The following is a 12,631-nucleotide window of genomic DNA, read 5'->3' as shown; positions in this document are numbered from 1 at the left end:
GCCGATCGAGGTGGCCTGACATGGATTGGTTGGCCGCGATGCAGCGGTTGCGTGCAGAGGGCTCGGCGGGAGTCCTCGCCACCGTAATAGACGTCCGCGGTCATGCTCCCCGGGAGGCAGGGGCGAAGATGCTCATCGGTTCCGAGGAGACCTGGGACAGCATTGGGGGCGGCAACCTGGAGGCGACGGCGATCGAACGCGCCCGCGCAATGATCCAGTCCGGGATCGCCGCCCCCGAACGACTCAGCTTCGGCCTTAGCGAACGTGCGGTAACGCTGCATGGACGCCAGTGCTGTGGAGGCGTCGTCGAGGTTCTCCTCGAACCTTTTGCACCCCGTCCCGCAGTTGCGGTGTTCGGAGTGGGACACGTTGGGTACGAACTGGCCCGGATCCTCTCCCGGCTGTCCATCAGCCTGTACTTGGTGGACAGCCGGGCTGATCAGCTGAGCACTGCCCGGCTCGGCGAAATCATGAGGGGACCCGCAGACGTCCATCCGGTGCACAGCCCCGTGCCGGATTCAGTGTTGGGTGAATTGCCGAAAGGCTCGCACGTGTTCATCATGAGCCATGACCATGCCGAAGACTTCCTGCTGTGCGACGCCGCGCTGCGCCACGGGTGCCTGGGATCGGTGGGGCTGATTGGCTCGCGGGCCAAGTGGTCGAGGTTCCGTCAGAGGCTGCTCGCAGAGGGGCATCCGGAGGACGTCGTCGACCGCATCATTTGCCCCATTGGGTTGCCCGATATCACCGGCAAGGCCCCGGCTGTGATCGCCGTCAGCGTTGCTGCGGGTCTGCTGATGAGGCTGCAGGCCAGCCCGGTAGTGGCTTAGTAGATTCTGCCCTGGCAGGGTGGGCCCGGTGGCCCACCCTGCCAGCTGTCCGGTCAGCCCCCAAGCCAGATGGTGACCGGGCCCCGGGCGAAATAGACGAGGAACCCTGCAGAGACCACCCACATCAGCGGGTGAATCTCCTTGAACTTGCCCGACCCTGCCCGCACCAGCACCCAGGTGATAAAACCGATGCCGATGCCGTTGGCAATCGAATAGGTCAACGGCATGGTCACGATGGTGAGGAAAGCCGGTAGGGCCACCGAGAAGTCCTGGAAATCGATCTCGCGGATCTGTGCGACCATCATCGCGCCGACCACCACCAGGGCCGACGCAGCCACCTCCAGCGGGACGACTGCCGTGAGGGGCGTGAGGAACGTCGCGGCGAGGAACAGGATCCCGGTGACCACCGACGCGAGCCCGGTCCTGGCGCCCTCGCCAATGCCGGCGGCGGAATCAATGTAGACCGTGTTGGAAGAGCTCGAGGTTCCTCCACCGGCGACGGCCCCGACGCCCTCGATGATCAGGGCTGACTTCAGGCGCGGAAAGTTGCCCTGCTTGTCAGCAAGTCCCGCGCTTTTCGAAAGACCGGTCATGGTGCCCATGGCGTCGAAAAAGTTGGTGAACACAAGGGTGAAGACCAGCATGGTTGCCGCGAGGACACCGATTCTTTCAAAGGCCCCGAAATTGAACGCTCCGATGAGACTGAAATCCGGTACCGAGAAAATACTGCCTGGAATGACAGGTGCGTTCAGATGCCAGCCACCCGGGTTATCGGGGCCGCTGAATCCGAGGTCCAGGAAGGCTTCGAGGATGATGGCGATGATGGTGGTGGAGACCATGCCGATCAACAGCCCGCCCTTGACCCGCCGCGCCATGAGAATTCCGATGGTGAGTACACCAATAAGGAAGACCACAGTGGGGAACGTGGTGACGGAGCCGTTGTCCCCCAGCTGAACAGGAGGGCCTCCCGGGGTCCTGCTGACGAAACCGGAATCAACGAATCCGATGAAAGCGATGAACAGGCCGATGCCTACCGTGATGGCTGCCTTGAGCTGCGGGGGTACTGCGTTGAAAATCGCTGTCCGCGCACCCGTGACGGCGAGGAGGACGATCAGGAGGCCGTTGATAACCACCAGCCCCATGGCTTCTGCCCAGGTGACATCCCCGATCACTGAGACGGCGAGGAAGGAGTTGATTCCCAGACCCGCCGCGATCCCGAAGGGCAGATTCGCGAACATGCCGAAGATGATGGTCATTACCCCGGCTGTCAAAGCCGTGACAGCGCCGACCTGGGCAGCAGCGAGCCACCCTCCCTCGATGTCGGTGGCTGCCGACTCTGCACTGAATCCGCCAAGGATGAGTGGATTCAGGATCACGATGTAAGCCATCGTGATGAACGTTACGAGGCCGCCGCGGACTTCGCGCCCCTTGGTGGAGCCGCGTTCAGAGATCTGGAAGAAGCTGTCTAGTGACGAAAAACGGTTGCTTTTGCGCGGACGCGCTGCAACATCCGTTACGTTTTGACCTTCATGGGGGTCATTGTCCCGGGTAGTGAGTGCCACGGCCGTACCTCCCTAGCAGAGGCAGCATCTCCAACGGCCACCGCCAACGGCAAAAGGGCGTGAGGCCAGACTGCTGCGATGATTTGTGATTGCAGGTCCGCCTGGTAGATAGCAGCCCGTGAGGGGTGCCCGCCGTTGGCATCGACTCGAACTGTAGCACCGGAATGTGATCTACAACACTACTTTTTTGAGAAGTCTTTTCCACGACACGGTATCCCCTCGGGCGCCCGGAGGCGTTGACCAGCGGACTGTGGATGTGACGTCCCCCGCTTCGTGGAATACCGGCGGCCTCCTCCCCGGTTGCGCTGACTATACGAACTTCAGCCCAGGACACCATCTGCCCTGGGGCAAGCGACAGAAAGAACCCCTTAGTGAACCTCTATACCCCGCTGACCCTCGGCGCCATGGAACTGCCCAACCGCCTGGTAATGGCCCCGCTGACCCGTATGCGCGCCGATCTGTTCGGCGTGCCCACTGACATGATGATCGACTACTACCGCCAGCGGGCATCGCTGGGCCTCATTGTCAGTGAAGGCATCTACCCGTCCTTCACCGGCCAGGGCAACACACGGATGCCGGGTCTGGTCACCGACGAGCACGTTGCCGGCTGGAAGAAGGTCACCGACGCCGTGCACGCCGCCGGCGGCCGGATTGTGGCCCAGCTGATGCACTCCGGCCGTGTGGCCCACGAGAACATCAACGGTGGACGCGGCGCCGTCGCCCCCAGCGCCATCGCGCTCGAGGGTATGGCCCACACCTACGAGGGCAAGCAGCCCTACCCTGTGCCGCACGCCCTGACCGAAGCCGAAATCCCCGGCGTCGTGCAGGAATTCACGTCCGCGGCCGTGAACGCGATGAAGGCAGGGTTCGACGGCGTTGAACTGCACGGTGCCAACGGTTACCTGCTGCAGGAATTCCTCTCGCCGGTCTCCAACACGCGCACCGACTCCTACGGCGGATCCCCGGAAAACCGGGCGCGCATTGTCGTGGAGGCCTTCCGTTCGGTGGCCGAGGCGATCGGCGCTGACCACGTCGGCATCCGGATTTCCCCGGAGCACAACATTCAGGGCGTCCTGGAAACCGACCGCGAGGACGTGCTCGCAACGTACACCGCCCTGGTAGACGGCATCGCGCCGCTGAAGCCTCTGTACCTGAGCATCCTGCACAAGGATCCGGCCGATGACCTGGTCCAGGAACTGCGCCGCCGCTTCGCCGGCCCGGTACTGCTGAACACCGGCTTCGGCGTGATGACCACCCGCGACGACGCCATCGCCCTCCTTCAGGAAGACCTGGCCGACGCCGTCGTCGTCGGCCGCCCGGCCATCGCCAACCCGGACCTGGCCCGCCGCTGGCAGGAAGACCTGGAGCTCAACGAGGTGGATTACGCCACGTTCTACACCGATGGTGTGGCCGGCTACACGGACTACCCGGAGCTGGCCCCGGTTTCCTAACCGGCGCCTGCCTGCCTAACGACGGCAGCCCGCGTGAATCCGGTTAGTCTTCGACCGACCGGATCACGCGGGCAGGGGAGCCGACGGCCAGGGAACGGGCGGGAAGGTCCTTGGTCACCACAGCACCGGCAGCCACCACGGAATCGTCCCCTATGCTCACGCCGGGCAGCACCGTGACATTGGAGCCCAGCCAGACGTTCCGGCCCAGCGTGATCGGCGCGGGGTGCATGTCCGCACGCCTGCTGGGCGCCAGATCGTGATTGAGCGTTGCCAGGACGGCGTTGTGGCCGATCAGGCAATCATCGCCGATGGTAATGCCGCCCTGATCCTGGAACCGGCAGCCGGAATTGATGAAGACCCGTTTCCCGAGGATGATGTTCCTGCCGAAATCCGCGGAAAACGGCGGAAACAGAGCCACGGTTTCATCCACCGGCCTTCCGGTCAGCCGGGACAACAGTTCCCGTACCCTGGCCGGTTCGTGGTAGCCGCTGTTCAGTTCCCCGGTGATCTGCAGGGCTTCCTGGCTGGCGTGGTGCATGGCTTCGTGCAGGGGCGAGCCGGCAGTAATGGTTTCGCCGGCGTTCAACGCGGCGAGGAGATGGTCAAGTTCCATGGTGTCCTATCCGGGGCTGTCCGCAGCGGTGCCGCCCCTCATTCACCGTAGCGGCTGGCCCCGGCGAAAGACGGCTCCGTTTGACTTCCCGATGCAGCCCTTTTAGCCTCCGGCGTCAGTCACTGTGAGGCCCCACCCCAGTACGTCGTCGGACTCAACGTCGATGAAAAGCTTGGCGACAGTGGTATCCAGCTCAAAAACCGTGCGGGTTGGTTCCTCCGGGGTGCCGCAGGGGACGGCGGTTTTTCCGGTATTGGCAACGTTCACTGTCAGCTCGCCCTCAGACTGGCAGGCCAGGTATACGGCGACTGCAGCGCCCGCTGCGCCAAACCCACCTGAGCTTGAACCGGCTCCCTCCGTGCCTCCCAGGAACCTTTCGTTGGCCGGATGGGCGGGGATTCGAAGATCATCCGGTACCGGCGTCACCCACACTTGTTCAGGCACCGAGGCAGCCTGCGCGCAGCCGCACAGCAGCAGGGCACTGACACCAAGAAACGGACAGGACTTTCGCGCGCATACAGCCTCCCAGTTGTTTCGCGGTCCAGCTGTTGGTCCTTGGGGGAGACTGCGGCTGGTCAACGTCGACCTATGATCGGCCACCATACAGCACCCGAAAAGCGGGCCCAGGAGAACCGTATCCCTCCGATTTGGGAAAAACCCGCCACTTTGGGACTTTCCTGCGTGGCGCCACAGCAGGGAAGTCCCAGTGCGGTCGATCTGTCCCAGAATGGACGGTTATTGCCAGGATTATGGTTGGGCCTGCACAGTTTCCCAGCCATCGTTAAGCAAGAGGCCTGTGTGGTCTCAGGAGGCTACTTTCGTCACTAACCGTGGGAATCTAGGCCCCTCTGGAACCCAATTTCGGCGTCACGATTCGCCAGCCCGCCCGGAACCGTACGGACCGCCCCCGCCCGGAACCCTGCGGCCCGACATGTAGTTCACCCGCCCCGGACCAGGACCAGTGCGGGATCAGGGATCAAGACCAGCGGTTCCGGTGCATGAATGGATGGACAGCAGGCCGTAAACGCCGTCTGTGCTGCGCCTAGGGGGGGGGCGGCTCCGCGCAGCTAGGAGGGGCAGGCCCGGCGCCCGATTCCCAGCTGGCACATGAAGTCCGGGTCATTGATCCCGCCTTCGTTGATGGCGAGCAGGACGACCAACGAGATCAGGAAGGTCAGTGCCACCGCCATAAAGACCCAGAATCGTTTCCAGCTGATGAGCGCCCCCAGTCTGTCGTCTGTAGGGGCCGATTGTGCCATCAAACTGCGGGGGCAGCCGCCATGGTCGGCATTGTGGGTTCACTTTTTAGCGTCAGAGTCCTGATCCATTTCGTCAGGGACGGACGAGCACTTTGAGCGCTTCGCGGTCGGCCATGGCCTGGTAGCCGGCCGTCAACGAGGCATTGAGCCAGGGGTACAGCGTGCGGGCGCTGGTGCGGAACCAGGCCCAGCGCCGACCTTGTGCTCCCCGGCGGCGTGGACCTAGCCGTCGGGGACCTGACCCTCCCTTAAACCCTGGGCGCGGCGGTGGAGGGTGTCGACGCCATCGTCTTCACCCATGGATCCACCACCAATGAAAACGACGTCCGGGATAACGACTATGCCGGCGTCGCCAACGTCCTCCGTGCCTTGGACGGCCGCCGGGTCCGCATTGCCCTCATGACAACCATCGGCGTCACCCGCCCCGGTCTCGCCTACGCCGAGTGGAAGCTGCGCAGTGAACGGCTCGTCCGGGCCAGCGGCAATCCCTACTCGATCGTGCGTCCGGGATGGTTCGATTACAACGAACCCGACCAGCGGCAAATAGTCCTGCTTCAGGGCGAGGACATGGCGGGCGGAGGGCTTAGACGACTACAAGTTCCGTTCCGGCGGGTGCATGGTCAGCCATCGCGACGCGCTGGACCGCAGGGTCGTCGTAGGTGTTCCAGTAGTAGGTCATCGTCCGGGAGGAGAAGAGCCCGGTGTAGATGGTCTTCTCAAACTCACCCGAGCCCATGGCCGCGCAGCCCTCCACCATCGCGACCTGCTGCAGGGTGTGGAAGGCACGGCTGACGTTCGCCTCCTCGGTCATTTTGTCCGGGTAATGAGTGTTGACGTAGGCAGCCCGCACGAACCGCGACGGCGAGTAGTAGTCGCCGGGGATTCCCCGCATCAGCGACCCCGAACCGAACGGGACCAGATTCGCCCGGCCAAACACCACCTTCTCGGGGAAATCGGGCGAAGTGTTGAGGTAGTTGCGCAGGTTCTCGTGGTGCCAGGTAAAGCCGGGCTGGTTGGCCAGGACATCGACGTCGTTCTCAAAAACGTGCATACCGTCGCTGGTGTACTCGACAACGATGGCGCGCTTCGAGTCGCCGATGAACCAGTGAAGCAGGGAGCTCGGGTACTTCTCATTGATCGGTTTGTCCACGATGACGACGCTGCCAAGCGCGGCCTCCACCTCGTCAACACTCGCGAACTGGGACGCCACCCAGAGTGGGAATTCATACGCTGCGACGTTCGTCGCACCGTCGACCGGTTCCGGAGCGTAGTCCGCGTACCCTGGGAAGTTGAGCCCGGCGACGGCCAGACCTGCGTCATTGCCGCAGTCGAAATAGAGCGGTGTGTCCTCCTCCACGATGCCCATGCCGATGACGGCGTGCTGGATCCTTGGCACCGCGCTGAACGGCGACCTCGCGGCGTATCCGGTGGGAGTAACCACCACCCGCTCCCCGTAGCCAGCCGTCCAGTCGAGGTTGCGTGCGAGATAGAGATTGCCGCTGCCGTCCGAGAACCTGATGCCTGTGCACATGTTGATGCTCCCTTTTCCGGCGAAGCGCTGAATGGCTTCGCCTGTCCGGTGGCCCCCTGCCAGGGACACTTCCGGGAAGTAACGGAGCCGGCTGACCGGTCCGGAACCTCCCTGCCCTGTTCAGGGTAGGCCCGGACCCCGCACCGGCGGCAGCATGCGCGGTAAACCCGGCCTCCGCACACGTATTTCCGTGCGGGCCGGCCTCATCCCGGGGAGCCCGGCGCTAAACCTCCGTGACCTGCTGGAACTTGACCTTGTCCTTGTCATCGCGCGGTGTGCCCTTGGCTCCGGGAGCGCCACTGGGCCCGGCCAGCCCGGGGAGGGATGGCTGGCCGGGATCCGTGGTGGCGTGGCTGAAGTCGCCCCTCTCGCCGTTGGCGCCGGTCACTCCCGCATCTCCTCCCGGGCCGGGGTCTCCGCCCTTTCCGGGATCCCCCGACTTCGACTTGAAGATGCTCTGGCCGCCGCTTTGGTCCGAAACGTAGAAGACCAGGATGTCGCCGGCCGCGCCGGCATACCACCCTTGCCTCCGACGCCGCCCTGGGCACCGTTCCCGCCGCCACTGCCGTACGCACCGGGCTCACAGTCGTTTGCGTCGCCGCCCTTGCCGCCTGCTCCGCCCTTTCCGCCTTTGCCTCCGTTGCCGCCGGACGCGTCAACGGCTACATCGCTGCCAAGGACCCGCACGTGCAGTTCAACGGTGCCGCATTTACCGCCCGGCAAACCATCCGCACCCGGGCCGCCCGGGCCGCCGTCGCCGCCGCGCCCGCCCCGTGTGGCGCCAGTGTCTCCGACGAAGAACCAGCCGCTGCACACGGCGTCGAACCCCTCCTGACCCGCCGGCCCCTCACCCCCGACGGCGCCGGGCGCACCTTCTCAGCCGTCCGTGCCCCGCTTGTCGATTCCGCCCATGATGGGTCTCCTGTCCCAGAGTGAGCCTCTGATGGTTTGGGTCTGCGCAGGTTCAGCGCCAGGTGGCCGTGACCACCTCCGCCCGGGCGCAAATCTCGGACACAGAGAGGCGGTCCGTGTAGCCCGCTATGGGTGGATGCGGGCCGGGCCTGCTCATCTCCTCGATCACCAGCGGGACCTCCCAGGGTTTCCGGGGAACACCGGTCATCTCGTTGCAGGTGAGGAGGAAGTGGCTGCTTTCCGGGAAGATCCAGCCGTGCTCGTGGAACCGCACGTTCACGGCAGTCAGCGCGTTGATCGACCGCTTGAGGAACAGCAAGCCGCGCACCTCCAGGTCCAGGTTCGGAAACCTGACCTTTCGGCAGTCAGCCTAGCCAGGGCGGGCGGGTGGCCCCGGGCAATCATGGTGTGGTGGCCTCACGGGATGCCGAGGGCACAGCCGCCATTCCGCGCGAAGTGGTGATGATGCGGGAAGCGGTCAGCCGGGCGGCGACGATGGCGCGCGGTTCATTTCTCCGGTCCGCGACGTTTTTCCGGTGTGGCGGGAGGGTCTTATTGGTAGGACAGCCCCGGGGCGAACGGGTTGTCAAGGGTTTCCCGCACGCCGCTCACCACCCGTCCGTCAGCACCCGGTCCAGTGTCTCAAGGAAGAACCGGGCGCTCTCCGCAGTGAAGCAGAGCGGCGGCTTCACTTTGAGGATGTTCTGCCGGTCGCCGGTAGGCAGCACGATCACACCGAGCTCACGCATCCGGTCGCAGACCGCCCGGGTTTCCTCCGCGGCCGGCTCCAGCGTCTCCCGGCTCCGGACGAACTCCACTCCCTGATACAGCCCCATGCCATGCACCGCGCCAATCAGTGCATGCCGCTCCATCAGCGACCGGAATCCCTCCGTGAGGACCTGTCCAACGGCGACCGCGTTCTCCTGCAGCTGCTCCTTCGCTATCACGTCCAGCACCGTGACTCCGATCCGGCTGCTGAGCGTGCTGCCGCCGCCGGAGGAGAAGAACGATCCCTGGGAGGAGAGCGCCTCGGCAATCTCCCGCCGGGTGATCACCGCCCCGAGCGGGTGGCCGTTACCCATCGCCTTGGCCATCGTGATGATGTCCGGCACCACACCGTGCTCCTCAAACCCCCAGAAATACCTGCCCAGCCGCCCGTAGCCCATCTGGACTTCGTCGGAAATGCACACGCCGCCCTGCGCCCGCACCGCTGCATACACCGCGTCCAGGTAACCCGGCGGGCTGCCGATGGAACCGGCGTTGCCGTTCCGCGGCTCGGCGATGTACGTGCCCACCGGGGTGCCGGCGTCGTGCAGTTCCTGCAGCAGCGCCGCTGCATCGCGGGCATAGGCCTCGCCTGCACCCTCGCCGCGGTGCGTACCGCGGTAGGCGTTCGGGGCGTGCGCCGCGTGCACCCAGCCCGGCCGCGTCTGAGCCGCCCGCGGATTGTCCGAGACGGAGGTGGACACCGCATCGGCGCCCAGGGACCAGCCGTGGTAGGACTCCTGCACACACAGCACATCCTCCCGGCCGGTGAACGCCTTGCCCAGCCGCAGCGCCAGCTCCACCGCCTCCGACCCGCTGTTGACCAGCAGCACGGTGTCCAGGGAATCCGGCACCCGGGCCAGCAGCCGCTCGGACAGCTCTGCCACGGCTTCGTAGTGGAACCGCGAGTTGGTGTTCAGCAGCCGCCACTGCTTCGCTGCGGCCTCCGCCACCTCCGGATGTCCGTGCCCCAGCGCCGTGACGTTGTTGACCATGTCTAGATAATGCCGCCCGGAGGTGTCAATGAGGTGCTCTTTCCAGCCGCGTTCAATCCGCGGCGGCGCGTTATAGTAGTGCGCCTGCAGCGCGGCGAAGGAACGGTTCCGCCGCTCCAGAACACTGTCAGTCCCGGTGACGGACGACGGCGGTGCCTCCGCCGGGGTCCCTCCCAGCACCTGCGCGGGATCGAGGTGCGTGGCCGCGTAGCCGGGGAACTCAGAGGCCCGGACAAACCGCGGCGGAACCTCGGCCGTAGGGTAAGTGCCCGATGCCAGGAGCCAGACCCAGAGTCCCTCCGGCCCGGTCTGCCCGATCCGCTGGCCTTCCCGCACGGCCTGGCCGCTGCTGACCGAGGGATCCAGCACAGCACCGCAGAGGACGACGGCGAAGTCCCCGCCTTCCAGCCGGAACGTGCCGTTCGGCGCGCCGGAGATGGTGACGGTGCCGGCGAACGGCGCGTGGAGGGCCAGGGGCTGCGGGGTGTGGACCTCGACGCCGAGAGCCACGTTCGCAGGTTCGCCTGTGCTGTGCGCGGCGGCGCGGGTGAGGCGGGCTTCGCCAAAACGGGTCACGGCAGGGGAACCGCCGGTGGTGGCCTGGGCGAGGATCCGCTCCTCTTCGGCGGCGCCGTTCAGCCAGGACCCGTTGGTGAAGTCTTCGCTGTCCCACCCGAAGTCCACGGCGGCCGGGGTGCCGAGATCCGGCAGCAGGGGAGGCCACGCGGTTTGAGCCGCTGCGGCGGCGCCCCGGGCGACGCCCAGAGTCTGCCGGATGGCTGCCTCCGCCGCGTTCCAGTCATAGCGTGCCGGTATCTCGAACATGGTCCACTCCCGGTCCAGTGCCGAAGAGGCATAGTCGTTGCCGGCGTCGATCGTGGCCTGGTGCTCGCCGCTGACCGCCAGCACCGCGCCGCGCAGGACGATCAGCGGCCACAGAGCCTGGATCTCGGCGTCGGACAGCGGGGCCTGCTCATGGAAGGCCCGGATCATCGGCAGGACGGTGAGCGGATCGCCGCTGCTGCCGGGGGACAAATCGTGGTGAAACAGCGACGCACAGGCAACGGCGAGTTCGCTGACCCGCCAGCTGTACATGGCATCGCTGAAATCGATGATCCCCGCGAGCTCCGGAACGCCCTCGGCGGTGGGCGCATAAACCACGTTGTCATCGGTCATGTCCCCATGCACGGCTTGGACGGGCAGAAGGTCCTTCAGCGGACCCAGTGCCGCGGTGACCCGCTTCAGCGTGGCAGCCAGCAGCTCCCGCTTCCAATCAACGCGGACAAAGGACACCAGCGCAGTCACCACTTCTTCACCGGCCCGCAGATCCCACTGCAGGGACCGTGACAGCCCCGGATGCTCGAAGCCCGCCAGCGCCCGGCTGGTCCGGCCCAGCCAGCTCCCGAGGTCGGTCCGCAGCGACGGACTGAGATATTCCCGGTCAATGACCGGGGTGCCCTCCACAAAGGTCAGCAGCCGCAGGCAATGGTCCTTTCCGTCCAGCACCGGCAATTCCACGAATTGCCCGGCCACCGATTCCAGCGGCAGCGGCGTGGAAAACCCGGCAGAGGTGAGGCGCTGCATTGCCGCGTTCTGCGCTTCGATCTCCGTCCGGGAAAACTCCGGATTACTGATTTTCAGCAGGCGGCGGCGCCCGTCGGCGGTGGTGAGCAGGAAGTTCCGGTCCTGCTGGCTGCCCAGCTCTTTCACCGCCGTGGCATCCACGGCAAAGTACTCTGCCGCCCATTCCGCGGCCAGGGCAGGAGAAACGTTCGGGCGGGGCAATCCGGCGGGTTCTATCAGTGCAGGCATGTGTCACTAACTTCCAGGGAGTTTTTCGAAAAAGAAGCCACTAAGGAAATAGTGCAGCAGCCAGCGCGGGGAAAGAGCTCAACCTGCCGTCATAAACCGCGCTTTTCGCTGGGGCTCCGGCAAAACCGTTGACAGCTCCCGATGTGATGTGGGTTACTTGGTCAACGGTTAACCGTAATCGGTTAGCGAAAAGAAGGGTCCCATGGCTAACGCACTGCTTCCGAAAAACCTCCCGCTGCCTCCCATGCAGGCGCTGGGCGAGCTGGTCCTGTCCCGGCTCCGCCACGCCGTCATCGCCGGCGAGATAGCGCGGGGCACCCACCTGGTCGAGTCCCAGCTGTCGGAGATGTTCGACGTCAGCCGCGGGCCGATCCGGGACGCCCTGCGGCAGCTGGAAGCAGAAGGCCTCGTCGAGAGCAGGCGCAGGGGAGTCTTCGCGATCGGCCTCACGTCCACCGACGTCGACGAGCTGTACATGATCCGCGAGCTCCTCGAGATCCAGGCGCTCCGACTGGCAGCCAAGGTGCCCGACGGCGAGATCTGGGCCTCCGTGGTCAAGCACCTCTCTGCCATGAAAGAACGCGCCGCCGCGGGAGACCCGCTGGCCTTCGCTCGGGCGGACCTCGCCTTCCACTCCGCCTTCTACGGCGTCGCCGGGAGCAAAAGGCTGGAGAGCATCTGGCAGCAGTACGAACCGACCTTCGCCGTCATGCTCGAGCTGACCAACGCCGAAGACCGGGACCTCGGCCCCACGTGCCAGGACCACGTTGACCTGTTCACCACCGTGATGGCCGGGGACCTGGACCGTGCCGAAGAGATGCTCCGTGAACACCTGCAGGGTTCACGGACCAGGCTCTCTAACGCGTTCAGCAGGCTCGGGAACGACTAAAAGCCCTACGCA

At 65.3% G+C, this 12,631-nt stretch carries 13 protein-coding genes; 4 read left to right on the top strand and 9 right to left on the bottom strand.

Going from position 1 to position 12,631, the window contains the following annotated elements:
- Positions 1 to 20 precede the first annotated feature (20 nt).
- Positions 21 to 830 carry a xanthine dehydrogenase accessory protein XdhC gene (xdhC, locus tag ArtHe_RS13520; protein WP_248317431.1) on the top strand — a complete coding sequence of 270 codons (810 nt, stop codon included), beginning with the start codon at positions 21 to 23 and terminating at the stop codon, positions 828 to 830.
- A gap of 53 nt (positions 831 to 883) precedes the next feature.
- On the opposite strand, the gene ArtHe_RS13515 is transcribed toward xdhC, so the two are convergent.
- Complete coding sequence (locus ArtHe_RS13515) at positions 884 to 2,392, bottom strand: NCS2 family permease (protein ID WP_248317430.1); 1,509 nt, start codon at positions 2,390 to 2,392, stop codon at positions 884 to 886.
- 371 nt (positions 2,393 to 2,763) lie between these two features.
- Here ArtHe_RS13515 and ArtHe_RS13510 point away from each other — a divergent pair, with 371 nt between their 5' ends.
- Entirely contained in the window at positions 2,764 to 3,843 is a 1,080-nt protein-coding gene (locus ArtHe_RS13510) for an alkene reductase (RefSeq protein ID WP_282568688.1), read from the top strand.
- 43 nt (positions 3,844 to 3,886) lie between these two features.
- On the opposite strand, the gene ArtHe_RS13505 is transcribed toward ArtHe_RS13510, so the two are convergent.
- The 6 genes from ArtHe_RS13505 to ArtHe_RS13480 form a co-directional block, all read right to left on the bottom strand.
- Entirely contained in the window at positions 3,887 to 4,456 is a 570-nt protein-coding gene (locus ArtHe_RS13505) for a sugar O-acetyltransferase (RefSeq protein WP_248317429.1), read from the bottom strand.
- 102 nt (positions 4,457 to 4,558) lie between these two features.
- Positions 4,559 to 4,900: a hypothetical protein gene (locus ArtHe_RS13500; RefSeq protein WP_248317428.1), complete on the bottom strand. Its 342-nt coding sequence runs from the start codon at positions 4,898 to 4,900 to the stop codon at positions 4,559 to 4,561.
- 623 nt (positions 4,901 to 5,523) lie between these two features.
- A complete protein-coding gene (locus ArtHe_RS13495; RefSeq protein WP_248317427.1) occupies positions 5,524 to 5,715 on the bottom strand; it encodes a hypothetical protein in 192 nt (63 codons plus the stop codon).
- A gap of 222 nt (positions 5,716 to 5,937) precedes the next feature.
- Positions 5,938 to 6,258: a hypothetical protein gene (locus ArtHe_RS13490; protein ID WP_248317426.1), complete on the bottom strand. Its 321-nt coding sequence runs from the start codon at positions 6,256 to 6,258 to the stop codon at positions 5,938 to 5,940.
- Positions 6,259 to 6,298: 40 nt separating this feature from the next.
- Positions 6,299 to 7,246 (bottom strand): choloylglycine hydrolase, encoded by a 948-nt coding sequence (gene bsh / locus ArtHe_RS13485; protein WP_248317425.1) that lies wholly within the window; start codon positions 7,244 to 7,246, stop codon positions 6,299 to 6,301.
- A 223-nt stretch (positions 7,247 to 7,469) separates the two neighbouring features.
- Positions 7,470 to 7,634 carry a hypothetical protein gene (locus tag ArtHe_RS13480; protein WP_248317424.1) on the bottom strand — a complete coding sequence of 55 codons (165 nt, stop codon included), beginning with the start codon at positions 7,632 to 7,634 and terminating at the stop codon, positions 7,470 to 7,472.
- A 299-nt stretch (positions 7,635 to 7,933) separates the two neighbouring features.
- Between ArtHe_RS13480 and ArtHe_RS13475 the strand changes: the two genes are divergently transcribed.
- Positions 7,934 to 8,182, top strand: a complete 249-nt coding sequence (locus tag ArtHe_RS13475; protein WP_248317423.1) for a hypothetical protein — start codon at positions 7,934 to 7,936, stop codon at positions 8,180 to 8,182.
- A 28-nt stretch (positions 8,183 to 8,210) separates the two neighbouring features.
- Here ArtHe_RS13475 and ArtHe_RS13470 read toward each other — a convergent pair whose 3' ends face one another.
- Positions 8,211 to 8,477 carry a hypothetical protein gene (locus ArtHe_RS13470; protein WP_248317422.1) on the bottom strand — a complete coding sequence of 89 codons (267 nt, stop codon included), beginning with the start codon at positions 8,475 to 8,477 and terminating at the stop codon, positions 8,211 to 8,213.
- 289 nt (positions 8,478 to 8,766) lie between these two features.
- A complete protein-coding gene (locus tag ArtHe_RS13465; RefSeq protein WP_248317421.1) occupies positions 8,767 to 11,730 on the bottom strand; it encodes an aminotransferase in 2,964 nt (987 codons plus the stop codon).
- A 202-nt stretch (positions 11,731 to 11,932) separates the two neighbouring features.
- Between ArtHe_RS13465 and ArtHe_RS13460 the strand changes: the two genes are divergently transcribed.
- Positions 11,933 to 12,619 (top strand): GntR family transcriptional regulator, encoded by a 687-nt coding sequence (locus ArtHe_RS13460; protein ID WP_248317420.1) that lies wholly within the window; start codon positions 11,933 to 11,935, stop codon positions 12,617 to 12,619.
- The last annotated feature ends 12 nt before the right edge of the window (positions 12,620 to 12,631 follow it).

This window comes from Arthrobacter sp. Helios (assembly GCF_023167125.1).
Lineage (GTDB): Bacteria > Actinomycetota > Actinomycetes > Actinomycetales > Micrococcaceae > Arthrobacter_B > Arthrobacter_B luteolus.
The sequence above is the reverse complement of the archived record's forward strand: the minus strand, read 5'-3'. Positions and strand labels throughout refer to the sequence as shown.